General features: G+C 60.7%; 22 protein-coding genes and 1 tRNA gene. 9 read left to right on the top strand and 14 right to left on the bottom strand.

What is annotated here, in order from left to right; translation table 11 throughout:
- Positions 1–343: 343 nt before the first annotated feature.
- Positions 344–2,134 carry a thioredoxin domain-containing protein gene (locus tag HMPREF7215_RS11895; protein WP_009166169.1) on the bottom strand — a complete coding sequence of 597 codons (1,791 nt, stop codon included), beginning with the start codon at positions 2,132–2,134 and terminating at the stop codon, positions 344–346.
- Complete coding sequence (locus HMPREF7215_RS11890; RefSeq protein WP_009166168.1) at positions 2,131–2,769, bottom strand: HAD family hydrolase; 639 nt, start codon at positions 2,767–2,769, stop codon at positions 2,131–2,133. Before HMPREF7215_RS11890 ends, HMPREF7215_RS11895 begins: the two co-directional genes overlap by 4 nt.
- Before the next feature lie 326 nt (positions 2,770–3,095).
- Between HMPREF7215_RS11890 and HMPREF7215_RS11885 the strand changes: the two genes are divergently transcribed.
- The 3 genes from HMPREF7215_RS11885 to HMPREF7215_RS11875 all read left to right on the top strand — a co-directional run bounded on the left by HMPREF7215_RS11885 (position 3,096) and on the right by HMPREF7215_RS11875 (position 8,502).
- Positions 3,096–4,094 (top strand): TAXI family TRAP transporter solute-binding subunit, encoded by a 999-nt coding sequence (locus HMPREF7215_RS11885; RefSeq protein WP_009166166.1) that lies wholly within the window; start codon positions 3,096–3,098, stop codon positions 4,092–4,094.
- A 175-nt stretch (positions 4,095–4,269) separates the two neighbouring features.
- Positions 4,270–6,204: a TRAP transporter permease gene (locus HMPREF7215_RS11880; RefSeq protein ID WP_009166165.1), complete on the top strand. Its 1,935-nt coding sequence runs from the start codon at positions 4,270–4,272 to the stop codon at positions 6,202–6,204.
- A gap of 138 nt (positions 6,205–6,342) precedes the next feature.
- Positions 6,343–8,502, top strand: a complete 2,160-nt coding sequence (locus HMPREF7215_RS11875) for a Tex family protein (protein ID WP_009166164.1) — start codon at positions 6,343–6,345, stop codon at positions 8,500–8,502.
- 60 nt (positions 8,503–8,562) lie between these two features.
- On the opposite strand, the gene HMPREF7215_RS11870 is transcribed toward HMPREF7215_RS11875, so the two are convergent.
- From HMPREF7215_RS11870 to HMPREF7215_RS11860, 3 genes are read right to left on the bottom strand one after another with little or no spacing between them, the layout of a single operon-like run.
- Positions 8,563–8,895 (bottom strand): YbjQ family protein, encoded by a 333-nt coding sequence (locus HMPREF7215_RS11870; RefSeq protein WP_009166163.1) that lies wholly within the window; start codon positions 8,893–8,895, stop codon positions 8,563–8,565.
- A 35-nt stretch (positions 8,896–8,930) separates the two neighbouring features.
- Positions 8,931–10,505 carry a hypothetical protein gene (locus tag HMPREF7215_RS11865; protein WP_009166162.1) on the bottom strand — a complete coding sequence of 525 codons (1,575 nt, stop codon included), beginning with the start codon at positions 10,503–10,505 and terminating at the stop codon, positions 8,931–8,933.
- Between the two features lie 37 nt (positions 10,506–10,542).
- Positions 10,543–11,112: a nicotinamidase gene (locus HMPREF7215_RS11860; RefSeq protein ID WP_040551193.1), complete on the bottom strand. Its 570-nt coding sequence runs from the start codon at positions 11,110–11,112 to the stop codon at positions 10,543–10,545.
- Between the two features lie 163 nt (positions 11,113–11,275).
- Here HMPREF7215_RS11860 and HMPREF7215_RS12610 point away from each other — a divergent pair, with 163 nt between their 5' ends.
- Genes HMPREF7215_RS12610 through HMPREF7215_RS11840 form a run of 4 tightly spaced genes read left to right on the top strand, consistent with a single transcriptional unit; the run spans position 11,276 to position 17,039 of the window.
- Positions 11,276–13,636, top strand: a complete 2,361-nt coding sequence (locus HMPREF7215_RS12610) for an aminoacetone oxidase family FAD-binding enzyme (RefSeq protein WP_050768925.1) — start codon at positions 11,276–11,278, stop codon at positions 13,634–13,636.
- Positions 13,637–13,683: 47 nt separating this feature from the next.
- Positions 13,684–14,679 carry a coiled-coil domain-containing protein gene (locus HMPREF7215_RS11850; protein WP_009166159.1) on the top strand — a complete coding sequence of 332 codons (996 nt, stop codon included), beginning with the start codon at positions 13,684–13,686 and terminating at the stop codon, positions 14,677–14,679.
- Positions 14,676–16,610, top strand: a complete 1,935-nt coding sequence (locus HMPREF7215_RS11845) for an ABC-F family ATP-binding cassette domain-containing protein (RefSeq protein WP_009166158.1) — start codon at positions 14,676–14,678, stop codon at positions 16,608–16,610. The genes HMPREF7215_RS11850 and HMPREF7215_RS11845 overlap by 4 nt, the downstream gene beginning before the upstream one ends.
- Before the next feature lie 3 nt (positions 16,611–16,613).
- Complete coding sequence (locus HMPREF7215_RS11840; RefSeq protein ID WP_009166157.1) at positions 16,614–17,039, top strand: FKBP-type peptidyl-prolyl cis-trans isomerase; 426 nt, start codon at positions 16,614–16,616, stop codon at positions 17,037–17,039.
- 123 nt (positions 17,040–17,162) lie between these two features.
- On the opposite strand, the gene HMPREF7215_RS11835 is transcribed toward HMPREF7215_RS11840, so the two are convergent.
- From HMPREF7215_RS11835 to hypA, 6 genes are read right to left on the bottom strand one after another with little or no spacing between them, the layout of a single operon-like run.
- Positions 17,163–18,224: an AbrB family transcriptional regulator gene (locus HMPREF7215_RS11835; RefSeq protein ID WP_009166156.1), complete on the bottom strand. Its 1,062-nt coding sequence runs from the start codon at positions 18,222–18,224 to the stop codon at positions 17,163–17,165.
- A 38-nt stretch (positions 18,225–18,262) separates the two neighbouring features.
- A complete protein-coding gene (locus HMPREF7215_RS11830) occupies positions 18,263–18,898 on the bottom strand; it encodes a site-2 protease family protein (protein WP_009166155.1) in 636 nt (211 codons plus the stop codon).
- Positions 18,899–18,915: 17 nt separating this feature from the next.
- Positions 18,916–19,527: a dephospho-CoA kinase gene (coaE, locus tag HMPREF7215_RS11825; protein ID WP_009166154.1), complete on the bottom strand. Its 612-nt coding sequence runs from the start codon at positions 19,525–19,527 to the stop codon at positions 18,916–18,918.
- Complete coding sequence (locus HMPREF7215_RS11820; protein ID WP_009166153.1) at positions 19,481–21,457, bottom strand: ATP-dependent helicase; 1,977 nt, start codon at positions 21,455–21,457, stop codon at positions 19,481–19,483. The genes coaE and HMPREF7215_RS11820 overlap by 47 nt, the downstream gene beginning before the upstream one ends.
- A gap of 31 nt (positions 21,458–21,488) precedes the next feature.
- The gene (gene hypB / locus HMPREF7215_RS11815) at positions 21,489–22,160 is read right to left on the bottom strand and encodes a hydrogenase nickel incorporation protein HypB (protein ID WP_156797555.1); all 672 of its coding nucleotides are present in this window, start codon (positions 22,158–22,160) and stop codon (positions 21,489–21,491) included.
- Positions 22,141–22,503 (bottom strand): hydrogenase maturation nickel metallochaperone HypA, encoded by a 363-nt coding sequence (hypA, locus tag HMPREF7215_RS11810; RefSeq protein ID WP_009166151.1) that lies wholly within the window; start codon positions 22,501–22,503, stop codon positions 22,141–22,143. Before hypA ends, hypB begins: the two co-directional genes overlap by 20 nt.
- Before the next feature lie 238 nt (positions 22,504–22,741).
- Here hypA and HMPREF7215_RS11805 point away from each other — a divergent pair, with 238 nt between their 5' ends.
- Both HMPREF7215_RS11805 and HMPREF7215_RS11800 read left to right on the top strand, forming a co-directional pair.
- Complete coding sequence (locus tag HMPREF7215_RS11805; protein WP_009166150.1) at positions 22,742–23,839, top strand: A/G-specific adenine glycosylase; 1,098 nt, start codon at positions 22,742–22,744, stop codon at positions 23,837–23,839.
- Positions 23,840–23,890: 51 nt separating this feature from the next.
- Positions 23,891–24,139: a hypothetical protein gene (locus HMPREF7215_RS11800; RefSeq protein WP_009166149.1), complete on the top strand. Its 249-nt coding sequence runs from the start codon at positions 23,891–23,893 to the stop codon at positions 24,137–24,139.
- A gap of 73 nt (positions 24,140–24,212) precedes the next feature.
- On the opposite strand, the gene HMPREF7215_RS11795 is transcribed toward HMPREF7215_RS11800, so the two are convergent.
- The 3 genes from HMPREF7215_RS11795 to rplM form a co-directional block, all read right to left on the bottom strand.
- Positions 24,213–24,288, bottom strand: a tRNA-Asn gene (locus tag HMPREF7215_RS11795).
- 112 nt (positions 24,289–24,400) lie between these two features.
- On the bottom strand, positions 24,401–24,793 hold the full coding sequence (gene rpsI / locus HMPREF7215_RS11790) for a 30S ribosomal protein S9 (protein ID WP_009166148.1): 393 nt from the start codon (positions 24,791–24,793) through the stop codon (positions 24,401–24,403).
- A gap of 16 nt (positions 24,794–24,809) precedes the next feature.
- Complete coding sequence (gene rplM / locus HMPREF7215_RS11785) at positions 24,810–25,244, bottom strand: 50S ribosomal protein L13 (RefSeq protein WP_009166147.1); 435 nt, start codon at positions 25,242–25,244, stop codon at positions 24,810–24,812.
- Positions 25,245–25,394: the final 150 nt, after the last annotated feature.

Raw genomic sequence — 25,394 nt, 5'->3', positions numbered from 1 at the left:
ATCTTTTACGAAACGGCCAAAATCATTCTACCTCGTCCCGGCAAAAAACGCCACTAGAAATAGTATTGACTTAAATCCCAAAAACACTAAATACGCAAAAAAACAAAAGAATCCCGGCCTCTGTCCGAAAGAGACGGAAACCGGGAACTCCTCTATTTCATTTGCGCACATAGCGTGCCTTTTCTGTTTTTATCATCCGGCGTATGGAGGAGCAACGCCGAGTATTCTACCACAAAAAAGATTTTCGCGCCTCCGCCGGCGGGCGAAAAACCGTTCGGCATGTTCCCAAGGTGCCGTGCGGGAGACGTCGAGGGAACGCTGTTCCGGCGCCATTACGGAGCTCTTATAGGCCGTTTTTTCTCCGGAGCAGATTCTCCAGCTTCAAAGCCCCCAGCGTGAGCGAGGCGCATGCCGCCGGATATTCGTTGAGCGCTCCGCCAAAAGCATCGACGATACTCTGCGCGCGCGTCAGCCATCGTTCGTCTGCGGTGGCGCGATACAGCTCGAGCAGATTGTTCGCCATCATGCCGTTTCCCGAGGGCAAAAAATCGTCGCCGGCATCCCACGCCGGTAGGATCTCGAGAGTTCCCTCCCGGACAAGGCGCATTGCCCCGCAAGCCCCGAAAAGTTCATCGGCCCTCGCGCTCCACGTTTCGGCGGCCCCAAGCCATGACGCGGAGCCCGATGCCTGATACAGCTTCAGACTTGCCCATATAAAAGACGCATAGTCTTCCAGTCCGCCTTCGCCGTCGCGAACGCCGTCGTAAAGCGTATGGCAGAGCTCGTCCCGTGAAACCGCCGCGGCTGACAGACTCTTCATGATCTCCTCGGCCTGCTCCTGATACTCTTTCCGTCCCAAGACGCCGGAGGCTTGCGCAAGCACGGCCGCGAAACAAGCGTTGGCTTTCACCGAAATGCGCGCTTCCTTTTCCGGAACCTTCCGGCGCGAACGGCATTCCCTCAGGATTCTCCGCGCGCTTTCGGTCTTTTCCCAAAGCTCGAGAGCATGTTCATCGCTTTCAGGCATTGCAGAGAGACGCAAAACATTTCCGCCGGTCTTTTTCTGTGTCAGCGGATCGCTGTAATTTCCTTCGGAAGTGACCCCATAGACGCGGCAGAAGGCGTCCGAGCCTTCGTGAAGAAGCCCGTCGATTTCGTCTTTGCTCCACAAATAGTAGCGATCGATGGCGCTCATGTCGCGGACGTCGTCCCCGGAACACAGCAGCCCGTTTTCTTCGCTCAAGGTGCGCCTCAGCAGAACGATGCTTCCCTCGACGACTTCACGGTAGACGGGATTGGGGGCTTTCCTCAGCGCCTCGACAAATACGTCCAGAACGGCCGCGTTCTGGGCAAGATGCTTCCCCAGATAAGGAATTTGCCATTTCTGGTCGCAACAGTAATCATGAAAGCCGGCATCGAGATGGTCGTACAGCCCCTCCCTGAACAGCGCCGCCAGGGAGCGGTCAAAATGGACGCGGAGCTTTTCGCTTTTCCGCCCGAGATAGGAACACAAAAGCAGTTTCGGGGCCTGGGGAAATTTCGGGGCCGTCCCCCAGCCGCCGTTTTGGAGGTCCATTTCCGCGAGCAGTTGCCCGGCGGCCCGCGCCTCAAGCCCCTCTTCGAGCGGCGCCGTATACGGCGAAAGCGCTTCTTCGAGCTGAGCCCCGTAACTGGCGGACGCTTCGTCGATCTGCGGCCGCTTCATCAGCCACAGCCACTTGATGCGCCGCAGGACCTCGAGCAATCCGGGACTTTCGGGGATCTCGCTTTGCTTGGGCAGGTACGAGCAGGCGAAGATCGGTTTTTTCTCCGGCGTCATGAAGATGAACAGCGGCCAGCCGGCGTGGCCAAGCATGATCTGCGCCATGGCGCGGGCGGCCAGCGCGAGATGAGGCACGTCGTCGCTGTCGGCCAGCACGGGAATGAAGTCGTTGTTGAGCATTCCGATGATCTCTGGTTCCTCGAAATTGGCCTTCATCATGTGGCTCCAGCGGCTGCCGTTGTTGATCACACACAGGCAGAGCGGACGGTCAAGAGACGCGGCGCGCCGAAGAGTTTCCGCGTTCCACTGCCGCCAGCCGACGGAGCCTTCTCCCATTCGTCTTGCAAAAGGATTGACGCTTCTCCGATTCATTTTATTTCCTCCCACAGCTCCGGCAATTCGCTGAGATTCTCGATGACATGCGAAGCGCCGCTTTCCTTCAGCGCCGTCGCATCATGATTGCCGGTCGTCACGCCGACGCCGGCGACTCCGGCGTTGACCGCCGTTTTCATGTCGATATCCGTATCGCCGACGTAAACGCCTTCGTCGGCTTTCAGCCCCATTTGCCGCAGCGCCTCCAGAACGATCGCCGGATCCGGTTTGGGACTGAATCCATCGATCCCGACGATGATCGGACAGAGCGTATCCAGCCCCGCCGCCCGCACGATTCCCAGCGGGGTGAGACGGTTTGTGGCGATCCCCAGCCGCGCTCCGCGCAAGCGCAATTTCCTGAGAGCCGGCACGGTTTCCGGAAAAGGCACGACGCCGGCATAATTCCGTTCCTCAAAAAACGAACGGTAGCGCGGCAGCCATTCCTCTTCTATGGGGCCGTCTCCCCAGAAAGACCGCATCGCGTCGGCCAGCGCCCAGCCGATCGTCCGGCGCACTTCGGCAAGCTGCAGGCGCCGCAGTTTTTTCTCTGCGGCCAGAGCGTTTAAGTTTGCGCAGATTCCCCCGGCGCTGTCGACCAGCGTCAGATCGAAATCAAATACGATGCCTCGCCGCAAAGGGACTCGCCTCTCTTTCTCGTAAGCGTTAGAACGCTGGATTCATGCCGTCGTTTCGAATATCCCTCATTGTACCATCTGCGGAGTTTTTTCGCTTGCCGGGATAATTGCCGCCCTTTGGCTTCCAGTGAAAGACGGCGAGCGAAAAACAAAAAATACATATTGAAAAGTTGCTTCTTGACACAAATCCCAGAGCGCTAGTATACTTTGGAAAGTACGGAGGTCCGGGCATTGCGCACGAGGGGACGTTCGCGGATCCATCGCTTTCCACGCTTAATTATAATAAGATCCCGTATGAATAAAATACAATGAGGAGGTCTGTGTGAATGAAGAAAATATTGGCGTTGTGTGTCGTTCTTTCCGCACTTTGGGGGAGCGCTGCCGGGGCTGACACGCCGGCGCAGCTCAAATTTATGGCGGGACCTCCGGGCGGCAACTGGTTCGCTCTGGGAGGAGAGCTGGCCGATCTCTGGAGCAAGGAAGTCATGCCCACCACCAGCGTCACGGGCGGCGCGGTCGCCAACATCATCAACGCGCACATGAGAAAGGGCGATCTCGGCTTCTCCAACACTTCCATGATTGCCGTGGCTCAGAAGGGCACCGACCTCGGCACGTTCAAAACGAAAAGCGACAACGCCAAGCTCCTTGCCAACCTGTACACTCAATACACCTACTTCATCGCCCGCAAGGACTTTGCCGAGAAGAACGGCATCAAGACCGTCGACGATCTGGTCAACAAGAAGCTCGCCTTCCGTTTTGCCACGCTGAAGACGGGCACGGGATCCGAATTCGTCGTCAAGAACGTTTTCGAGTCTGGATTCGGCATCGACTACCGCAAAGCGTTCAAAGAATGGGGCGGCACGGTCGAGTACGCCTCCTATTCGGGCGGCGCGGATCTGATCGCGGACAATCACCTTGACGTGTTCGCCTTCTCCGTCGGCAAAGTCGCCGCGATCGTCATGCAGATCGAAAGCACCACCGACGTCGTCCTGCTCGGTATGAGCCAGGAAGCGCTGGACAAAGTGGGTGAAGCGATCGGCACCGTCACCTTCCTGATCGACCCCGGCATTTACAAGTCCGTTCCCGCCAGCGCCGAGCCCGTCAAAGTCGTCGGCGACTACACAAGTATCGTGGTGCGCGGCGATCTCGACGATCAGGTCGTTTACGATCTCTGCAAATCCATGTACAACAACGTGGAAATGCTGGCCAAGGGCGTGAAGGATATCGCCGAGCTCGATCCCAAGACGGCCGTTCCCGCCAAGGGGCTCGAGTCTCATCCCGGCGCCGTGAAGTTCTGGAACGAGGCCAGCGGCAAAATCCAATAAGGATACGTGGCTCCGCTTGGGCGCGCGCCGCAAATCGTCTCAAAAAAAATATCGAAGCGCGAACGGGGAAATCCCCAAGAAGGCAGGCTCCAGGCCTGCCTTCTTCTGTACTTCCTGAGATTCCTTGCTCGTAGCATGACGAGATCGCGCAGCTGACAAAAAAGGATGATGGTCGATGACAAAAAGGAAACTCGATGGAATCGTTGCGAAAGGTCTGTGGCTTTACGTACTGACCATGGGGATCTTTCACCTTTATACCGCGGTTTTCGGAGCCTTCGAAGCGTACCTTCAAAGAGCGATTCACCTCACATGGGTCCTGCCGATGGTCTTCGTCGTCTATCCCATGTTCGAAAACAAAAAATCGGCGCAGCCCCAGACGGCCGTGCCGTGGTACGACTGGTGTTTCGCTGTTGTTTCCGCTGTGCCCGGCATCTATATCATGCTCAACTACAACATGATCGTCGAGCGCATGATCGGCGTCGACGAGATTACGGCAATCCAGCTGATTCTCGGCACGATCGTCGTCCTCGCTTTGATTGAGGCGACTCGCCGCGCCGTGGGGCTTCCCATCATTCTCGTCTCGCTCGCTTTTATGGGCTACTGCATGTATTACATGATGACCGACATCGCCACGCAGAGCGGGACGCTGGGCAACTTCTCTCTCGCCAATTTCTGCGACTGGTTCTCGGGCGCTTTCAAACTTTTGATCGAGGAAATGTACCTGACCGACGAGGGCATTTACTCGTCTTCGCTGGGCGTTTCGGCGACGCTGGTCATGATCTTCCTGATCTTCGGCGGCTTTCTCGAGAACAGCGGCGTCGGCGAGTATTTCATGGAATTCGCTCAGGCCTTCACGGGAACTCAGGCCGGCGGTCCCGCCAAAATCGCGGTCGTCAGTTCCTGTCTTTTCGGCTCGATCTCCGGTTCCGCCGTCGCCAATGTGTACGGCACGGGAACGTTCACGATTCCCCTCATGAAGCGCATCGGCTACAAGCCCTATTTTGCGGGCGCGGTCGAAGCCGTGGCAAGTTCCGGCGGTCAGATCATGCCGCCGGTTATGGGAGCCGGAGCTTTCGTGATGGCTTCGTTCCTCAACGTTCCCTTCAGCCGGATCGTCGTCGCCGCGATTCTTCCGGCGCTGCTCTACTACGCCGCCGTCCTCGTCATGGTCCACTTGACCGCCAAGCGCGACGGGCTCAGGGGGCTGCCGCCCGAAGAGCTGCCCGAGAAAAAGAGCGTGCTGAAACGCGCCTACATGATGTCGCCCATAATTCTTCTCGTCTATCTGCTCCTCGACGGCTACACGCCCATGTATGCCGCCATCGCCGGCATCGTCTTGGCCTGGGGCGTTTCGCTGCCCAATCCCAAGCGCCGCATGGGGCCAAAGGGCATCCTGCGCGCCATTCACGACGGCGCCAAAGGAATCCCCGTGGTCTGCACCGCCTGCGCTTCGGCCGGCTTCGTTCTCGGAGCCATAGCTCTTTCCGGCATCGGCCCGAAAATCGTCAGTGCGGTCCTTTCGGTGTCCCACGGCATTCCCGTGCTCACGCTGCTGCTGATCGCCGTGGTCTGTCTGATCCTCGGCATGGGGCTGCCGACGACGAGCGCCTACATTCTCGCGGCGTCATTGAGCGTTCCGGCGCTCGGTCAGCTTCACTTCAACAGCATCGCCGCCCACATGTTCGTGTTCTATTATGCGATCATCTCCAACATCACGCCTCCCGTCGCCCTTGCCGCGTACGCCGCGGCGTCCATCGCCGAGGATTCGCCCAACAAGACGGGATGGGCCGCCTGCCGGCTGGGATTTTTGGCCTTCGTCATTCCCTTTGCGTTCTGTTACGACGGCGGTCTGCTGCTCCAACTCGACTGGACGCACAACGTCATTTCCATCATCAGCGGCGTGACGTTGGTGTTCGGCATCGGCTTCAGTTTCACCGGCTACTGCGGCGGCAAGATTCCGATGTGGAGCCGCGTTCTTTTTGCCGCCTTCGGGATCGCTTCCATGTGGAAGAGTTCCGCGATCTCTCTGGGCGGGACGGCGGCGATCATCGCGCTTTATATTTTCTGCCGGAAGATTCTCAACGCCAAAAACGCATCCGTCTCGATGTAACAAAGTGTCGGTTGCAAGCCCCGTTTTATGCGGGGCTTATTTTTCGTTCTCGGGGCATGGACATTGAAGCCGGCTTTAGGTAAGATATGCGGGAGTCTCGGCAGTCTTGCACAGCACATTGAAAGGAGTTCTCCATTTATGGCCGATTATACAGGGCGTATCGCCCAGGAATTGAAACTTCCCGTCGGCGGCGTCTGCGCCGTCGCCGAACTTCTTGCGGAAGGATGCACAGTCCCTTTCATCGCCCGCTATCGCAAAGAAAAAACCGGTTCCCTCGATGAAGTCGCGATCACCGCGATCCGCGACGGGCTGGCCCGAATCGAAGAACTCGAAAAGCGGCGCGAGGCGATTCTGGGATCGCTGAGCGAGCGCGGCATCCTTACGGAAGAGCTGAAAAAGACGATCGACGCCGCTGCGACGATGACCGCTCTGGAAGACGCCTATCTCCCCTTCCGTCCCAAGCGCCGGACGCGCGCCCTGATCGCCCGTGAAGCGGGACTCCAGCCGCTGGCTGACGCCCTGCTGGAACAAAAGGGGCGCGCCCCGCAGGAACTGGCCGCAGACTATGTGAACGAGGAAAAAGGCGTCGCCGACGCCGAAGCCGCGCTGGCCGGCGCGCGCGACATCATCGCCGAGAACGTCAGCGAAAATCCGGCAGTCCGCCAGGACATGCGCGTGATTTTTGTCCGCTTCGGCGTCTGCGTTTCCTCGGTCGTCGAAAAAAAGAAAGAGGAACCGGAAGCGGCGACGTACGCCGATTATTTCGACTGGAAAGAGCCGCTCCTGCGCGTCCCTTCCCATCGTCTGCTGGCGGTGATGCGCGGGGAAAAGGAGGGCTATCTCTCCTTCTCGGTCCGCCCCGAAGAAAAACTGGCGCTGGAAAAGCTTTACGCGCGTTACGTCACGGGAAGCGGCGAAGATTCCAAGCAAGTCGAAGCGGCCGTCACCGACGGCTATCGCCGCCTGCTGGCGCCTTCCATGGAAACGGAAGCCCGCAGCACTCTGAAAAAGCGCGCCGACGCCGACGCCATCGCCATTTTCGCCCGCAATCTCCGCGAGTTGCTGATGGCTTCGCCTTTCGGCGCCCGCCCCATCATGGCCATCGATCCGGGGATCAGGACCGGGTGCAAAGTCGTCTGCCTCGATTCGAAAGGCGATCTGCTGCACCACACGGTCATTTTCATCCAGCGCTCCGACGCCCAGTACGCCCAGGCCGGCGAAACCATCCGCGCGCTGGCCGCGCACTTCAAGCCCGATGCGGTCGCCGTCGGCAACGGCACGGCCAGCCGGGAAACGGAAGAGTTCCTGCGCGGCCTTGATCTGGACATCCCCATTATCGTCGTCAGCGAAAGCGGCGCTTCCGTCTATTCGGCTTCGGAACTGGCCCGCAAGGAATTCCCCGATCAGGACGTGACGGTCCGCGGCGCCGTTTCGATCGGGCGGCGTCTCATGGACCCGCTGGCGGAGCTCGTGAAGATCGATCCCAAGTCGATCGGCGTCGGGCAGTATCAACACGACGTCGATCAAAAGCAACTCAAAAACGCCCTGGACGACACCGTCGTCTCGTGCGTCAACGCCGTCGGCGTCGATCTGAACACCGCCAGCGCCAAACTGCTGTCCTACGTTTCCGGCCTGACGCCGTTGCTGGCAGAGAACGTCGTGAAATTCCGCGAAAACGAGGGAGCTTTCAAGCGGCGTCAGGACGTGCTGAAAGTTCCCCGTCTGGGCCCCAAAGCCTACCAGCAGGCCGCCGGCTTTTTGCGCATCCGCGACGCCGAGAATCCACTCGACGCCAGCGCCGTCCATCCCGAGAATTACGGCATCGTCGACGCCATCGCCGCGGATCAGAACTGCTCCGTCGCCGAGCTGATCGCCGCCAAAGACCTGCGCGGCAAGATCGACTTGAATCGCTACGTCACCGACGAGGTCGGCCTGCCGACGCTCGAGGACATTCTCTCCGAACTGGAAAAGCCCGGGCGCGACCCCCGCAGCGCGTTGGAAATCTTTTCCTTCGACCCCAACGTGCGCGAACTGACTGACCTCGAACCGGGCATGAAACTGCCGGGCATCGTCTCCAACGTCACGGCTTTCGGCGCGTTCGTCAACATCGGCGTGCATCAGGACGGGCTCGTCCACGTCAGCCAGATGGGGCGCTACGTGAAGGACATTTCCACCGTGCTTCATCCCGGCATGGCGGTGGAGGTCTACGTCATCGACGTGGACGTCAAGCGGCGCAGGATTTCCCTGCGCATGGAACTCGGCAAAAGAGCCGCCCGCGAAAAGAGCGCGGTCAAATAAATCCAACGACACAGAGGCCGTCTCCCCGAACTGGCGAGACGGCCTCTGTGCTATGTGCTGCTATGTGTCGTTGAATTTATAAGCTGTGCCGACCGCAACGACTTCGGCGGCGCCGCCGGCGACCTGCGGCGCCATGAACTGGATCGCGTAGACCCCGTCGGCCCCCTTCTCGCAAGCTTTTTCGCCGAGCCGCTCGATGGCTTTTTCGGTACTCATCCGCAGCAGCTCGGTGTATTGTTTCAGCTCGCCGCCCACCGACATATTCCTGAGAGTAGCCAACGCGTCGCCCAGGATCGAGGTGCTGATCACGCAGCTGCCGGTCACAAGCCCGAGTTCTGCGATGCGCGCCGGCGGGACAGTCCCTGTGGAAAGGGCGATCTCTTTTTTATCCATCGTCCGTCATCTCTCCCCCATAAACTGCCGCGGCATCAGCACAGATATTTTCGGCAGAGCCGGACAACGACCAGCAGCGCCAGAGCGATCCCCGCGGAGAGCGCGTAGTTTCCCGCCCTGTGAAACAGATAGGCCCAGCCGCTCTGCCATGGAATGCGCGCCGCCTTGGGCAGAGATTTCATTCGCTCGATCTCCCGGCCGATCTCGTCGGGCGTCTTACCGTCCGCGAAAAAGCGCTCCGCCTGCGCTTGCGGCGCTTCGTTCATGACCCACTGCACGCTGTCGGCGGGAAGCTGCGCCGCAACTTCCCGCACCGCTCTTGGACGAAGCGCGAGCCATCTGAGCGTTTGCAGTGAAGCCGCATTGGGGAGGTATTTGTCCCAGACGAGCCGGGGCAGGTTTCGGAAAAGAGAAAAATATTCCCTTCCCGCGACGCCGAACCACTGACGGGCCAGCAGCGGGTCACCCTGCGCCAAAATCTCCCTGAAAGCGGCGATGTCCTCCGCTTCGCTCTCGACGAGAATTCGGCCGAAATTCTCCACGATCGAACTGTAACTCAGGGAATCGTCAAGCGGCCTGACGCTGATCAGGCGGTCGATAAAATTCTTCTGCTCGACTTCGGACATGCGCTCGGTCATGCGGCGGAACGTCGCGGAAGCAAGAATGGCCTTCGTGTCTTCGTCGCGGCGGGCCATGCGTCTCTGGATCTCGTCGAGCTCGGAGCGGACTCCCTTTCTCAGCGTCTGCCAGTAAATTTGCGGAGCTTCCATCCGATAATAATCGTCGTAGCGAACGAGCAGAGCCTCGCGGAGTTGTGCCGGCGATCCCCAGACTTCCACGGAAAAGGAACCGATGTCATAAAGAGCCCAGCCCAACGTGACCAGCGCGCCGACCCCGGCGGCGGCCATGAGAACTTTTCTGCCCAGCCCCTTGCCGAAAACGGACAGAGCTTTTCTCCCCAGCGTGCGGCGCAAGAGCTTGCGCCCCAGCATCAGGCCCAGAAAAGCGGTGGAACCGGCCAAAGAGAGTTCGGGGCGCCCCCGGATCTCCTTCGTCAGAGACTCGCCGAGGACGGCGCTGCCCTGGGCGGCGGCGTGGCGCACCTGCGCCTCGAAAAAGATCCGCACCGACGGGGCGTTGACGAGAGCCCCCACCCGCGAGGCCAGCAGCGCCCGGTCGTACGCCGAAAGGCGGTCCAGATATGCATCGGTGAAAGAGTCCTCCATGATCGCAAGGAAACGGTCGTAATCGCCGCGGAACGCCTCGGGGATTTTGTCCTGGATCCGCTGGACAACGCCGTCCAGATCCATGGCGACCCGAAGGGCCCCCGTCAGCCGGCCGCCCGACAAGTTGTCAGCAAATACCCGGTCCGCCGCCGCCGTCAGCTTGGCGCTCATCCCCTCGCGCTGCCAGAGCGCGTCGTAATCTTTAAGAAACGACGATTCGATTTCATCGAGGAAGCGCCGGCGAGTTTCGGCGTCCCGAAAGAGCACCGTTTCGTCGTATGCGATCGCATCTTTTTCGTATTTCTGAACGGCCGCCGGAAGCCGCTCGCGCATGCCCAAAAAAACGGCGGCCGACACCGCGAGAGCGAGAAGTTTTTTGAACATTTCACACTTCCTCAGGCGCTTGCTCACCCCGGGAACATCAGAATTCGACCTTGGCAAGAGGCAGGACCGCCGCTCCGGCGGCTTCCATCTCGGCGAAAGCCTTTTCGCCGTCGTCCGGATTCACGTTGACGGCGCGGCAGCCGTCGCTGACCACCAGCACGTCGAATCCCGCCTGCCGCGCGTCGAGGACGCTCGCTTTGACGCAATAGTCCGTCGCCAGCCCGCAGATGATCAAACGTTCGATGCCCGCGTCATGAAGCACGCCGGCGGCCTGTGTGCCGTCAAAAGCCGAATAGGCTTCGGCGTTCGCGTCCGTCCCCTTGTTGAAAACCATCACGTCCACCGGCAGCTGCAGCTCGGGAGGAAACTCCGCCCCCTCCTGACCGGCCACGCAGTGCATCGGCCAGGAACCGCCGAAGTCTTTGAAGCTGCAATGATTGGCCGGATGCCAGTCGCGGCTGGCCAACACCGGGCAGCCGCGTTCGGCGGCCATCTGAATCAGCCGATTGCAGACCGGGACGACGGCATTGCCGTCCGGAACCGCCAAAGCGCCGTTTTCACAGAAGTCATTTTGAACGTCGATAATAAAAAGCGCCGTTTTTTTCATGCAGAGCACCTCCATAAAATGCCTCTCGAAAAGTCTTCGTCCGAAAAAGCGGCTTCGCAGAATTGGATTGAATCGTTCATATTATACCGCACACAAAAGAGGATTGTCGTGATAGTATAAGACATTCATGCGTTTGGCGCAAAAAGCCGAAGGAGATTTGTCGATGAGTACATTTGACGTTGTTGTCATTGGCGGCGGCCCGGCCGGAATGATGGCGGCGGCCCGCGCGGCCCAATACGGCGCCCGCACGGTTCTGCTCGAAAAGAACCGCGAGCTGGGGCGCAAATTGATGATCACCGGCCGGGGGCGCTGCAACTTTGCCCACGATCAGGAGGATCCGGAACTTTTGTCGAAAGGTTATCGCCGCGGCGGGGAATTTTTGTTGCCGGCGCTCCGCACGTTCGGCGCCAAAGAAACCGCCGCGTTTTTTCTGCGCCGCGGCGTGGTGTCGGCGCACGAACGCGGACATCGCCTTTACCCCCGCGAGGGACAGGACGCCTCGTCGGTCGTCAACGCGCTGTGGACGGCGCTGAAAGACGGCGGCGTCCAGGTGCTGCGCGGCATCGAGGTTCGCTCTCTCGACATCCTCGGCGGCAAAGTCCGCCGCGTCACCACGGGACGCGAGGAAATCGAAGGACGCGCCTTCATCCTCGCGACGGGAGGGCTTTCTTTTCCCCACACGGGTTCCACCGGCGACGGTTACCGCTGGGCCCGCAAGGCCGGCCACGAGATCGTCGAGACGACGCCGGCGCTGTGCCCGATCAAGATCGCGGAGCGCTTCGACGATCAGCTGTCCGGTCTGAAGCTCAAAAACGTGCGCGTCACGGTCCGCCAAAACGGCGAAACCGTGGACGAGCGCTTCGGCGAAATGGATTTCACGCCGTTCGGCATTTCCGGCGCCATCGTCATGGACCTGGCCGCCAGCGTGGGAAACTGTCTGCGCAAGACCGGGCGCACGACTGTTCATATCGACCTCAAGCCGGCGCTCGAGCCGGAACGCCTCGACGCCCGCATCGAGCGCGACTTCCGGGAATTCGGCGGCGACGCGCTGCGCTTTGCGCTGAGAAAAATGCTACCCGCCCAGATCATCCCCGAAGCGCTCAAGATGGCCAAGCTCGACATGGGGAAACCCTGCGGCGAGACCACGGCCGAAGAGCGCCTCGCGCTCCGGAACATGATCAAGGATTTCGTCGTCACGCCCACGGAACTTCTGGGGTTCCGGCACGCCATCGTCACCAGCGGCGGCGTGAGCACCGACGGGATCGAGCCGGAGACCATGGCCTCGAAAATCGTCCCCAACCTCTACTTCGCCGGCGAAATGATCGACGTCGACGGACCGACCGGCGGCTACAATCTTCAAGAATGCTGGAGCACAGGCTTCACCGCCGGGAGCGCGGCCGCCGAAGCTCTGGGGTTCAAAAAGCCCACGGACGAGGACATCGTCAGGCAGATGGAAGCGGCGCGCAGCCACAGATATGAGATCTCCAAAGCGGAGCGTCAGAAATTCAAGGAGGAAAAAAACGAGGATATGACTATCAAAACCGGCCCCACCGACGACAAAGAATTCTGCGGCTGGAGAGATCCGCGCAGGCAGACGCCCCGGCAGCCAGAAGAAGGAACTGGCGGCGGCGACCGCCCCGGTTTCGGAAAAGACCGCCGCCCGTCTCCCGAAGACCGCCATCGCGAGAGGCGTCCTTTCCAACGCACAGACCGTTCGGACCGCCCCCAAAAGACGTCCCGGGAAGAGAGCGATTTTGGGGAGCGCCGGGATTCCGACGAACGGCCGCGTTTCCCGGAAGACCGCCGCTTTTTCCGCCGGGACGAAGACCGGCCGTTCGAAAGAGGACGGCGGCCGTTCGGAGACGATCGCGACGATCGGCGCGCATCCCGCCGCACCGACGCCCCGTCCCGGGAATACCGCCAACAGCCCTACGGCAGGGGCGGCCGCGAGGATTTTTCGGAACCGTCCCGCTTCCGCGAGGCGGCGTCCGAAGGAAGGTTCCGCCGTTCGGAACGGCGCCCCTTCGACCGCCCCGGTTCCAGGGCGCGCGACGAACGCCGCGACTTCGAACGGCCGCGCGATCCGCGTCCGTCCAGGGAAAATTTCCGCAGCGAAGGTTCCGAATATCAGAGGCGCTCCGATTCGCCTCCACGGGACTGGCGTCCGCACGATCAGGAGCGGCGCCCCCGTTTCTCCGACGCGCCCAGACGTCCCTATGCATCTGACGACAGGGAACTCCGTGGGTTCTACGAGCGCGGCTTCGACAATGAACGAAATTCGTACGCCGGCCGTTCGGAGCGCCCCTACGACACTCGCCGCAGCCATGACGACCGAGACTTTCATGCCGGACGCCCTCTTCAGGAACGGCCTTTCCCCGGCAAACGGCGGTTCGACGCAGACCGTTCCCGGGAAAGGGAGTTCTCTCATGAAAACAGGCCGCCCCGCAGCGAACCGCCCGTTTCCAAACCGCGTCCGCGGAAATTCGCCAGTTTCTCCCGTTTCAGAAAAGACGATAAGCGATAGAGCAAAAGACGCAACACAATCCATCTCTCAACAGGAAGGCCGGTAGTATGCAGGAACAAATTGACAAAAGCGTCGTTGATCCCATCCCTGACGAAGAAGCGTTTCGCCGGGCCCTCGCTCAGCTTGAGGCGTTCGGCAAGCAGATATTTCAGGTCGCCGTACGCCAGAAAGACCTCCTGATCAACGAAAAGGAGCAGAACGGGCGCGAAACGCTTTTGCTCCGCAAGCGGCTTGACGAAAGGGAGAACGAACTGGAAGTGCTCCGAAAAAATTTCATGGACGCTCACATGGAGCTTTCCGAAGCGCGCCGCGGCGAAGCCTCGCTGAAGCTCGAAATAACGCAGCTCAAGGAACAGCTCGCCGTTTACCGAGGCGACGCCCACCGCGTTGAAGAAGCCAAAAGCCAGCTGCGCGCCGCGAAAGAAGAAGCCGCTCACCTTCGGACCCATATCGAAGAACTGAATACCGAAGCGGCCAGAGCCGCCCGCAAGCACAAGACGGCACTCGATGCGCTGACGCTGAAGTACGAGCAGGAAAAAGTGAACCTGCACGAAAGCATCCAAATCGCGGAAGACCGCGCCCGCAGCGCCGCCGAGGCCATCGCCCGAACCCAGTCCCTGGGCAGCATCGCCGAGCGCGAAAAAAACGCGGCGCTGGAAGAGCTGGCACGCATCAAACGCGAACAAAAACGGCAGCTGGAAAAGCTGCAGAACGATCTGGCCCGTCACGAGGCGGCCGCTTCCGAACAGGAACGCCGCGCCGCCGACCAGCAGCGCGAGTACGAGCGCAAACTGTCGCTGATCCAGCTGCAAACGGGACGGCAGTATCAGTCGCAGATGGAAGCCCTGAAAAGCGTCCTCGAGGACAAAGCGCACGAACTCAACCGCGCCCACTATCAGATCGAACAGCTCAACGACGATCACCGGCGCGCGATCGAAGCGTTGAAACAAGATATGGAAAAGCAGCTTGAGCTCCGCGCCGACGAGCTCCGCCGTCAGTTGATCCTGAAATCCGCGGAAAAAGGCGAACATCCGTCGCCATGATACGGATCAGAGACCTCAATCTGACCTTTGCCGGCGGCCGGAAAATTTTCGATGGCCTGAACTGGCAGATCGACGCCGGAAGCCGCACGGGACTCGTCGGCCCAAATGGCGTCGGCAAAACCACGCTGCTGCGCGCCATAGTCGGGCAAGTGAGCGCCGACAGCGGCGAGATCAACGTCTCCCCTCTTTCCGCGACGGTCGGTTATTTGCCCCAGGATCTGGCGGAGCTGCCCGACGTCACGCTGATGCAGTACCTCAAAGATCGTACCGGCATTACGGCGGCAGAGAAGAGGCTCAAGCGATGTTCCGAAGAACTCGCCGCCGCGCCCGAAAACGAACACGCCCGCCTGATGAAGCTGCACGATGAAGCGGCCGCCGCCTATGAAAAACTCGGCGGCTATTCTTTTGAGGCGATGTCACGCAAGGCTTTGCGCGGACTGGGGTTCCATGACGGCGACGACGCCAAACCCTGCGGAGAGTTCTCCGGCGGATGGAAGATGCGCGTCACGCTGGCCGGGCTGCTGCTGTCGCGCCCCGACATCCTGCTCCTCGACGAACCGACCAACCATCTCGACACAGAGAGCATGGAGTGGCTGGAAAACTGGCTCTCCGACTATCGCGGTACGCTCGTGGCCATTTCCCACGACCGCGTCTTTATGGACAAGGTCATGAAAGGCATCGCCGAGCTCCATTCCGGCAGGATCCGCGTTTATAAGGGCAATTTCTCGGATTATCTGCGCGCCTCGGAAGAGCAGAAAGCCCAGCTTGAACGCTCCGCCGCCCGCCAAAAGGAAGAGATCGCCAGGACGAAAGAATTCATCGAACGTTTCCGTTACAAAGCCACAAAGGCCGCGCAGGTGCAAAGCCGCGTCAAGGCGCTTGAAAAGATCCAAATCATCCAAGCGGAAACGGCGGCCCGTCGCATAACGCTGAAATTTCCGCCCTGCCCGCCCAGCGGACACGTCGTCCTGACGCTGAACGATCTCGGCATGGCCTACGGAGCGCACCGCGTCTTTGATCACCTCAATGCGACCGTCGAACGGGGACAGAAGATCGCCCTCGTCGGCGTGAACGGAGCCGGAAAATCCACGCTTTCGCGCCTCATTTCAGGCAAAGAGCGCCCCACCTCCGGAAGCTGCGAAACCGGCTATCACGTGCTGCCCGCATTCTTCTCGCAGGAAAGCGCCGAAAACCTGAACTACGACCGCACCGTCTGGCAGGAAATCTATCCGCTCAACATGGCGATGTCCGAGGTGGAAAAACGCACCTTGCTGGGCTCGTTCCTGTTCAGCGGCGACGACATTCACAAACCCGTCAAAGTGCTTTCCGGCGGCGAGAAATCGCGCCTTTCCCTCGTCAAGATCCTCATGAACCCCTCGAACTTCCTGATCCTCGACGAACCGACCAACCACCTCGACATGACCACGCGGGAGCTCTTTCAGCAGGCTCTGCTCGCCTACGACGGCACGCTGCTGATCGTCTCGCACGACCGTTTTTTCCTGAACCAGCTCGCGCAGCGCGTTTGGGAACTGCGCGACGGGGCCCTGCACGACTACGCCGGCAATTACAGCCGCTTCATCGAACAGCGCCAAGCGTCGCTCGCGCAGAACGTCCCGGCCGCCGCCACCGATTCGAAACGCGGCGGCGAACGCGACAAAAAACGCGAAGAAGCGCGGCGGCGCAACGAAATCTATCGCCGCAAAAAAGTTTACGCGGACGAACTCGCCGCGCTTGAAGAGCGGATCGACGACTTGGAAAGACGCAAAGGACGAGACGAAAAAGAACTTTGCCGGCCGGAAGTGATCGCCGATTCAAACAGAATCCAGACGCTCATGAAAGACCTTGCGGACGCCGGCGCGGAACTCGAGGCCGCGACCGGCCGCTGGGAAGAACTGATGGAAATCATCGAAAAAATCGAAAAGGGAGAATGAACGATGTCTCAAACAGTGAAAAAAGGCGACAAGATCCGCGTGCATTACACGGGAACGCTGAACGACGGTTCCGTTTTCGACTCTTCCGTGCTCAACAAACGGCCGCCGCTGGAGTTCACCGTCGGCGCCGGACAGATGATCGCCGGCTTCGACAAGGGCGTCGAAGGCATGGCCGTCGGCGAAACGAAAAACCTCAAGCTCGCTCCCGAAGAAGCCTACGGCCGACGCCGCGACGACATGCTCGTCACCGTCGAAGCGGACCGTATGCCCAAAGGCTACACGCCGCGCGTTGGCGATCAGCTCCAGATGGGGCGCCGCCCCGTTACCGTCGCCGCGGTCAAAGACGACGGGGCCGTCACGCTCGACGCCAACCATTCCCTGGCCGGCAAGGAACTGAACTTCGAAGTCACCGTCGTGGAGATTCTCTGAGTATTAATTTTCAATGAAGAGCCGTCGTTGAAAATCGGGATGAGTTGAAAGATCCAGCATGAACGCAGACAAAAAAATGACCTCCGCCGTCGCATCGGCAGAGGTCATTTTTTTGTATTCGGCTCAGGCAAAGAGCCGCGCGATCAAAGGCACGCAGACGACGATGGAGATCATGCGCACGGCGTGGAAGACGCCGACGATCAACGGGTCGGCATGCAGATCCTCCGCAAAAAACGCCACTTGGCTGAGGCCGCCGGGGCAGGTGGCAAGCACGGAGGTCATGACGTCCCAACGGGTAAGGCGGTGCATGATCCAGGCGAGCAGGAACGAAAAGGCTTGAATCAGCGCCACCGAGAACGCCAGCGGGAAGAAAAGTTCCCTCACCAGATGAATCGTGCGCGGCGACAGCCCCACGCTGATGGTCATGCTCAGACAGATCTGGGCGGCACTGCGCAGCCGCGGCGGGAGAGTCATCACCTTCCCCGAGCGAAGATTCATGACGCCGGCTCCGCACATAGCCCCGATCATGTACGCCGACGGGAAACGCGCCGCCTCAAAAAGCAACGCCAGCGCGCCAGTGACGGCCGCGAAGCGGGCGATCTCGCCGGGCGTAAAGGAAACTCTCGTCTCCGCGTCCGGCGCCGGCGCTTTCGGCAAGACGGCGCCGGACGCGCGGCGCGCCAGCCAGCCCGTGGAAAACGGCAGCGTCGCGTACAGCACGATGATTCGCACGGACTGGAAGAAAGCCACGATGCCCACGTCGGCGCCGGCGGACATGGCGAAGATCGACATTTCCGCGATGCCGCCGGCCGACGACGAGGCCAGGCAGGTCATCAGCGAGAGCCTGCCGCCGGCGACGGCGAACAGCAGCAGACCGGTCGCAATCGAAGCCATGACCATCCAAAACGACGCCAGCGAGACGGGCAAAAGCATCTTTCTGACCGCGCTCGCCATGTGGCGGTCGATCCGCTGCCCGAGAATGACGCCGCTCAAAACTTTGGAAACGAAGGACACCGGCGCTTGGTAAAAGGGCAGCCTGAGCCCCGACAGGTTGAGAAGTCCCAGCAGAAACAACGATCCGAGCATGGCCGCGGCAGGCCAGCCCATCTTTTTTGCGCCGCGGAATCCCGCGTAGCCGACGGCGAAAAGCGCGGCGGTTCCTGCCGAACGAGCGAAAATCTCCATCGCCAGCCTCCGATCCTTCCGCAACAGCCGCCTTGCGTCTAACCCAGGATCAGACGCAGCCCCCAGCGGACGGCCGGGGACATCAGGCGCCCGACGACGCCGAGGTAGATCAAGGCCAGCAGCACCGGCAGGCTGTAACGATCGAGCCATTCGAACGCGGGACGAGCCGTCCGCGGCAGGACAAGGGCCAGCAGTTTGGAGCCGTCGAGCGGCGGCACCGGGATCAGATTGAAGACAGCGAAGTTCAGGTTGATCGTCACGAAAGCGATCAGCACCTGTTGCAGACCGTAATTGCCGAAAAGCGCCGCGGGGAAGAAACGGATCAGCCCGCGGATCGCCAGTCCGACGGCGACGGCGGTGAGAATGTTGCCCGCGACGCCCGCGACGGAGACGAGGAACAGGTCGCGGCGCGGGCGTCTGAAATTATAGGGATCGATCGGCACGGGACGCGCCCAGCCAAAGTGGAACAAAAACATGCACAGGGCGCCCCAAAGGTCGAAATGCGCCATGGGGTTCAGGGTCAGACGCCCGGCGTCCCTCGCCGTAGGATCGCCGCAGCGCAGCGCGACCCAGCCATGGCAAAACTCGTGGAACGAAATGGCCCACAGGATCGCGGGCACGGCCGGCAGCAGGGAAATGAATTCCCGCCCGGCTTCGACAAAAAATCGATTCATGATGCGGATTCACCTTTTCAACAGTCAGTTTGCGCTTCACGGCGGGATCGCAGCGCTTGGATTTCCCGCCAGATTTTTTCCAATTGCGCTTCAAGATTCTCCATGGAACCGTCGTTGCAGATTACCCAGTCGGACAGCGCCATACGGCGCTCGCGATCCATAAAGAACCGTTCCCGCCGCGCCAGTTCGGCCTCGTCGAGCCCGCGGAAGCGGTTGCGTTCCGCGCGGAGCCGCGGAGCGGCGGCCATGAACAGCACTTTGTCCACCCAGTCGGGGCGCCCCGCCTCGAACAACATGGGGATCTCGGCCACGACGACGCCGTCTTCCGGCAGAGCCGCCCCCATCCTGGCCAAAACGACGGGATGGGTAACGCGGCAGAGCCAGCGATACTCTTCGTCGTCGGCGAAGACTCGCGCCGCGACGGCTTTTTTGTCGATCTTCCCGTCGGCGCCGAACACCGATTCTCCCCAGCGGGCGCGAGCCTTTTCCGGCAGCTCGCCGCCGTCCCAGAGTCCGCGGACGATCCCGTCGGCGTCCAGCAGCGCGGCGCCGCGGGCGCGGAACCACTGCGCCGCCGTGGACTTACCAGCGCCCGGCTCGCCGGTAAGGGCGATAGCGACCGTAGCCATAGCGTTCGGGTTCCTCCTTCTGCTCGAAAACTTCCGTACATTCGTCGGGCAGCTCGGCCAGGAAGCGCGAAAAACCTTCCCGCAGCACGACGCCGAACAGACGGCGCTGACGCGCGCCGCTCATATAGAGTTTTTCTTCGGCGCGCGTCATGCCGACGTAGCAGAGACGACGTTCTTCCTCCAACTCTTCCTGGCTGTCGGAACTGCGGCTGTGAGGGAAAATCCCCTCCTCCATGCCGGTCATGAAAACGACGGGAAATTCGAGCCCCTTGGCGGCGTGAAGCGACGACAGATTGACGGCGTCGCGCGTTTCGTTCTGCGTGTCCATGTCGGTGTAGAGCGAGACCTGGTCCAGCACTTCGGCGAGATTTTCCCCTTCCGGCGCGACGGAGAGCAGCTCGCGCACGTTCTCCACCCGTTCTTCCCAATCGGCGGGTTCGGCTTTCATCAACAGATTCTCATAACCAACGCCGTTCAAGATCCAATCGAGCACCAGCGGCAGGCTGTGCTGGCGCTCCAGCAGCGTCAGCATGTGGTCGGCCAGCTGCACGGCGCCTTCGGCGGCTTTGCCGGTCAGGCCGCCTTTTTTCGCTTTCACGGTTCCCCACACGTCTTCCGCCGCGCCTTTGGCGTTTTCCCGCATCCAGACGCCGAGCTTCTCGAGGCTCTTCGGGCCAAGAGCGCGTGCCGGCAGGTTGCCGACGCGGTTCAGGGCCACGAGATCCCACGGGTTGACGGCCAGGCGCATAAACGCGACGACGTCGCGGACTTCCTTGCGGTCGTAGAAGCTGGTGCCGCGCACGATGCGATACGGGATGCCAGCCTCGATCAGGGCCTGTTCGAGCACGCGGCTGAGGGCGTTCATGCGGTAAAGGACGGCGATGTCGCCGTAATGATACGCCGCGGTGAGGCCGACGATCTCCCGCGCCAGCGCTTCGGCCTCCGCTTTTTCGTCGCGCAGATACCAGACGCCGACTTTCTGCCCTTCTTCCCGGTTTGTGCGCAGGTTTTTCTCGCGACGGTTTTTGTTGTGCCGGATCAGTTGATTCGAGGCGTCGAGGATCATGGCGGTGGAACGGTAGTTCTGCTCCAGCAACGTTACCCGGGCGTTGGGGAAATCGCGCTCGAAGTTCATGATCGTGGCGTAATTCGCGCCGCGCCAGCCGTAGATGGACTGGTCGGGGTCGCCCACGACCATCAGGTTGTTCGAACCGCCGACGAGCAGCCTCATCATCTGATACTGCGAGCCGTTGACGTCCTGATATTCGTCGACGAGCACCCACTGCAGGCGCTCCCGCTCCCGCTCGAGCAGTTCGGGATCGCTTTTCAGCAGGGCCAGAGGCACCGCGATCAGGTCGTCGAAATCGAACGCGCCCTGCTCCCTGAGCGCCTGCGAGTATTTTTCGTACACGTCGCCCATGAAGTTGTCGTAGGCGGAAAACTGCACCGAAGCGGGGTCGGCGGAAGATTTGATCTCCGAGATCCTGTTCAGCGCCCACGAGGGCGCGAATTTCTCGGTGTCGATGTTCAGTTCCTGCATGACGTGTTTGACGGCCGTCAGGGAATCGGAACGGTCGTAGATCACGAAGCTGGGGTTGTAGCCCCGGTCGCGCAGCAGCTCGCGGTTGCGGAAAAGCAGGTTCAAACCGTAGGAGTGAAACGTGCAGATCTGGGCGCCGCCCAGCGATCCGCCCAACAGTTTTTCGACGCGTTCGCTCATTTCCCGCGCCGCCTTGTTGGTAAAAGTCACCGCCAGCACGCGCCACGGTTTGACGTTCTGCGCGGCGATCAGCCAGGCGATCTTACTCGTCAGCACGCGGGTCTTGCCGCTTCCCGCCCCGGCCAGCACGAGCTGCGGCGCGCCCGTGAAGGTCACGGCTTCGCGCTGAGCCTCGTTCAGGCCTTTTAACAATTTTTCGGAATCGGTCATCTGCGTTCCTCATACATTCCCGGCCGTCCCATCATACTTCTCGACAAGACTTTTTCGCCTCGCGCCAGTCGTACAGCATCTTGATCCAGAACTCCAGGCCTTCGCCGCTGACGCTGGACAGGCGCAGGCGGCGCGCCTTGGGGTTGAGGCGCGTGACGTCGTCCCAGTAAAGCGTCTCGTCAAAATCGACGTACGGTTTCAGATCGATTTTCGTCAGCACGACGGCGCCCGCTTCGGAGAAAAGCAGCGGGTACTTGAGCGGCTTGTCGGAACCTTCGGGCAGGCTGGAGACGGCCACCTTGCAGTCTTCGCCGATATCGAACTCGGCGGGGCAGACCAGGTTGCCCACGTTTTCCACGAAGATCAGATCGAGTTCGTCGAGCGGCAGCTGTTCCAGCGTGTCGGCCACCCAATTCGCTTCCAGGTGGCAGCCGCCGTTCGTGTTGATCTGCACGCTGGGCGTGCCGGTCGCCCTGATCCGCTGCGCGTCGCGGTCGGTGGCCACGTCGCCTTCGATCACGGCGCACTTCAGATCGAGGCCGGTCAGCGTCCGCTCCAGCAGCATCGTTTTGCCGGAGCCGGGAGAACCGATCAGATTGACCATCAGGACTCCCTTTTCGGCGAGAAGCTCCCTGATTTTCTGCGCGTAGCCCAGATCCGCCGCCATAACGGCCTGCTGTACGTCAATTTTTTTTCGTGTCATCGTCTTCCACCTCGATCGAATCAATGTTCAGTTCCATGCCCTGCTCCATCTGCGCGTCGGGCGAACCGCAGAAGGGGCACAGCACGCTCATGCGTTCTTCGCCCCACTTGCGGCCGCAGCGCGGACAGCAGACGAGAATCGGAACCGCCTCGATGTCCAATTCCGCGCCCTGCAGCCGCGAATCCCGAGACGCCGCCGCAAAGGCAAATCTCATGATCTCCGGCACGACCTGACGCATGGCGCCGATGCGCAGCGTCACTTTTTCTATTCTCTTCCAGCCGTTCTCTTCCGCCAAAGACTCGACGGAATCGATGACCGCCTTCACCAGCGAGAACTCATGCATCAGTCCACCTCCCAACTTACTTATTCTACTACACGGCGGCAAAAAAATGGCGGCGCCGGCGCGTTTTGTCGCAAATCATTGTTCTCCGAAACGCGGAGGCTGATATAATAGCGTTGCTTCGCTTTCATTCCAGAACTATGCCAGAGGTCATTCACGTGCCCAAACGCCATTTCACCGCCCGCCAACTTTTTTCTTCGCAAGGCGACGCTGCGGCCGCCCCGCGGAATGCGCCCCGCCGATGAGCGCCGAAAAGTTTCATCTCGAAGCCGCCGAAGCGCTGACCGCATGGTACAATTCCCACAAGCGCGACCTGCCCTGGCGCCTCGACCGCGATCCCTACCATATCCTCGTCTCCGAAGCCATGCTCCAGCAGACCCAGGTCGAACGGGTGAAAAGCTTTTACGCGCGCTGGATGGAACGTTTTCCCACGCTGACGTCGCTCGCTTCGGCAAGCGAAGACGACGTTCTGGCCTGCTGGCAGGGGCTGGGCTATTACAGCCGCGCCCGCAACCTCCGCCGCGCCGCTCGGCTCGTCAGCGGGGCCGGACTGAAAACGCTGCCCGCCGACGAAGAATTCCTGCGCTCGCTCCCCGGACTGGGACCGTACACCGTCGGCGCCGTCTGTTCCATCGCTTTCGACTTGCCGGTCCCGGCCATCGACGGCAACGTCAGGCGCGTGTTCTCGAGGCTGCTGGACATGCCGGATGACCCCGCCAGGGCCAAAGGGACGGCGCTGATCGCCGCCCACGCCGCGGCCATTTTGAAGCTGGGCTCGCCGCATATTTTGACTCAAGCGTTCATGGAATTGGGAGCGACCGTCTGCACGCCGGGAACGACCTGCCAATGCGGCCAATGCCCCGTCAGCCGCCTGTGTGCCGCACAGGCGGCCGGCACGCAGGCGCAGCGTCCCGTCAGCACGCGCCGGAACGTTGTCGAGCGGCGCCGCGGCGCGGCGCTGCTGATCCTCGTCCCCCATGGCTGCGCCGTGCGCCGCCGCCCCGCCGGCGGTTTGTGGTCCAGATTTTACGAGATCCCATGGCTCCGCGGCGAGGCGGACGAAAGCGCCGAAAGCTGTCTTTCCCGGCTGACCGCCGAGCTGCGGCTTACCGCCCCATGTCTCGACCTTGAGCTGGAAGAGACTTTGAAGTTCACGTGCTGGCAGGTGCGCCTTCATCTGTGGAGCTGCCGCATGCTGCAGCCGCCGGCCGGGTGCGATGCGTTTTCCGCGGATGAGCTGGCCGATTTCCCCATGCCGGCCGGCTTGAAGCGCCTCGTTCAGAAAGCGCTCGGGGAATCCGGCGAGAAGCAGCTCGAACTTTTCCCGCCGGTTCGGTAAATTGCCGTTTTTGTTGAAGCGTGCCCATTTCATTCCAAGGAGGAATTTTCCATGAAAGTCATCGTCTATGGCACCATGAACTGCCCCGACACCGTCGACGCGCTGCGCGAGTACAAAGCGCGCGGCGTCGATTTCGAATTCCGCGACATCGACGCCGACATCAAGACGCTGAAAGAGTTTCTCAAACTGCGCGACACGGAAGACGTCTTCGCCGAAGCTCGTCAAGAACACTTCGTCGGCGTCCCCTGCGTGGTCAGGGAAGACGGCTCGCTCACCCTCGACTGGGAATCGCTGCTGTAAAAATTTCCGCACGCCGAAAAGTCCGCATACGAAAAGGCCCTGACGTTTTTTTGCGTCAGGGCCTTCAGTTTTCTGGCTCCTCGAGCAGGACTTGAACCTGCGACCTAGTGATTAACAGTCACCCGCTCTGCCGACTGAGCTATCGAGGAATTCATTAAGAATGGAAAGAATTATACTCTTCACGCGCTCCGTGTCAAGAGGCAGACATGAAAAAAGCAGCCCGGCGCACATGTACCGGACTGCTTTTCTGTCGAAAAAAAATTAACGCTTGCTGAACTGGAACTTCGCGCGGGCGCCCTTTTGACCGAACTTTTTGCGTTCGACCATGCGCGGGTCGCGGGTAAGGAGCCCCGCCTTCTTCAGCACGGGACGAAGATCGGGATTCATCTTCAGAAGCGCGCGGGCCAAGCCGAGGCTGATCGCGCCGGACTGGCCGGTGAGGCCGCCGCCCTGGGCGTTGACGAATACGTCGACCTTGCCCTCGAGCCCCGTCACGACCAGAGGAGACAGAGCGCCGCTCAGCCAGTTGTGGCGAGGGAAGTACTCGGCGGTCTCGCGGCCGTTGACCAGGAACTTGCCTTCGCCGGCGGCGATATGGACGCGGGCGATCGCGTTCTTGCGGCGCCCCGTACCCCAGTAATAAGAAGTAGCCATCGAATCTCCTCCTTCTTTACAGAGTGATCGTCACGGGCTTCTGGGCCGCGTGAGGATGATTGGCGCCGGCGTAGACTTTCAGCTTGCGCCCGAAGTTCAGATGATTGTGTTTGGGAAGCATTCCCTTGATGATACGCTCAAGCAGGCGCACAGAGCTGCGCTTCATCGCCTCGCCGTAGGTCATTTCCTTGAATCCGCCGGGAAAGCCGCTGTAGGAATGGACCTTGGAAGTCTCCAGTTTGTTGCCGGTCAGGCCGACCTTGTCGGCGTTGATGATGACGACGAAGTCCCCCGTATCGACGTGAGGCGTATAGATGGGCTTGTTCTTGCCCGTGAGGATCAGAGCGACGCGCGAAGCCAAACGTCCCGCGGGGACGCCGGTGGCGTCGATCAGAAACCAGTTCCGCTGAACGGTCTCTTTGCGAGCCATGAATGTCCGGTTGCCGGTCATTCGAAACACTCTCCTTTTACATTCTTGTTTTGAGATACTGCATGAGATCGGACCGCCGGGCTCTGGGGAACCCAAGATGATCCAGTGTTTGGAGCGCAACCGTCACTTCATCGATCAGAGGCCGTAGGGAAGTGTGTGACAACTCTACCA

The sequence above is a fragment of the Pyramidobacter piscolens W5455 genome (assembly GCF_000177335.1).
Lineage (GTDB): Bacteria > Synergistota > Synergistia > Synergistales > Dethiosulfovibrionaceae > Pyramidobacter > Pyramidobacter piscolens.
Note: the sequence above shows the minus strand (reverse complement) of the source record. Positions and strands in the feature narration are given on the sequence as shown.

What these genes read in the sequence shown, in the direction of transcription:
- HMPREF7215_RS11805 (WP_009166150.1), top strand. Translation starts at nt 22,742, where the DNA reads ATGAGCGCCGAAAAGTTTCATCTCGAAGCCGCCGAAGCGCTGACCGCA.
- coaE (WP_009166154.1), bottom strand. Translation starts at nt 19,527, where the DNA reads ATGGCTACGGTCGCTATCGCCCTTACCGGCGAGCCGGGCGCTGGTAAG.
- HMPREF7215_RS11875 (WP_009166164.1), top strand. Translation starts at nt 6,343, where the DNA reads ATGGCCGATTATACAGGGCGTATCGCCCAGGAATTGAAACTTCCCGTC.
- HMPREF7215_RS11870 (WP_009166163.1), bottom strand. Translation starts at nt 8,895, where the DNA reads ATGGATAAAAAAGAGATCGCCCTTTCCACAGGGACTGTCCCGCCGGCG.
- HMPREF7215_RS11830 (WP_009166155.1), bottom strand. Translation starts at nt 18,898, where the DNA reads ATGAATCGATTTTTTGTCGAAGCCGGGCGGGAATTCATTTCCCTGCTG.
- HMPREF7215_RS12610 (WP_050768925.1), top strand. Translation starts at nt 11,276, where the DNA reads ATGAGTACATTTGACGTTGTTGTCATTGGCGGCGGCCCGGCCGGAATG.
- HMPREF7215_RS11865 (WP_009166162.1), bottom strand. Translation starts at nt 10,505, where the DNA reads ATGTTCAAAAAACTTCTCGCTCTCGCGGTGTCGGCCGCCGTTTTTTTG.
- HMPREF7215_RS11845 (WP_009166158.1), top strand. Translation starts at nt 14,676, where the DNA reads ATGATACGGATCAGAGACCTCAATCTGACCTTTGCCGGCGGCCGGAAA.
- hypB (WP_156797555.1), bottom strand. Translation starts at nt 22,160, where the DNA reads ATGACACGAAAAAAAATTGACGTACAGCAGGCCGTTATGGCGGCGGAT.
- rplM (WP_009166147.1), bottom strand. Translation starts at nt 25,244, where the DNA reads ATGACCGGCAACCGGACATTCATGGCTCGCAAAGAGACCGTTCAGCGG.
- HMPREF7215_RS11895 (WP_009166169.1), bottom strand. Translation starts at nt 2,134, where the DNA reads ATGAATCGGAGAAGCGTCAATCCTTTTGCAAGACGAATGGGAGAAGGC.
- HMPREF7215_RS11880 (WP_009166165.1), top strand. Translation starts at nt 4,270, where the DNA reads ATGACAAAAAGGAAACTCGATGGAATCGTTGCGAAAGGTCTGTGGCTT.
- HMPREF7215_RS11850 (WP_009166159.1), top strand. Translation starts at nt 13,684, where the DNA reads ATGCAGGAACAAATTGACAAAAGCGTCGTTGATCCCATCCCTGACGAA.
- HMPREF7215_RS11885 (WP_009166166.1), top strand. Translation starts at nt 3,096, where the DNA reads ATGAAGAAAATATTGGCGTTGTGTGTCGTTCTTTCCGCACTTTGGGGG.
- HMPREF7215_RS11840 (WP_009166157.1), top strand. Translation starts at nt 16,614, where the DNA reads ATGTCTCAAACAGTGAAAAAAGGCGACAAGATCCGCGTGCATTACACG.
- HMPREF7215_RS11800 (WP_009166149.1), top strand. Translation starts at nt 23,891, where the DNA reads ATGAAAGTCATCGTCTATGGCACCATGAACTGCCCCGACACCGTCGAC.
- HMPREF7215_RS11820 (WP_009166153.1), bottom strand. Translation starts at nt 21,457, where the DNA reads ATGACCGATTCCGAAAAATTGTTAAAAGGCCTGAACGAGGCTCAGCGC.
- rpsI (WP_009166148.1), bottom strand. Translation starts at nt 24,793, where the DNA reads ATGGCTACTTCTTATTACTGGGGTACGGGGCGCCGCAAGAACGCGATC.
- HMPREF7215_RS11860 (WP_040551193.1), bottom strand. Translation starts at nt 11,112, where the DNA reads ATGAAAAAAACGGCGCTTTTTATTATCGACGTTCAAAATGACTTCTGT.
- hypA (WP_009166151.1), bottom strand. Translation starts at nt 22,503, where the DNA reads ATGCATGAGTTCTCGCTGGTGAAGGCGGTCATCGATTCCGTCGAGTCT.
- HMPREF7215_RS11835 (WP_009166156.1), bottom strand. Translation starts at nt 18,224, where the DNA reads ATGGAGATTTTCGCTCGTTCGGCAGGAACCGCCGCGCTTTTCGCCGTC.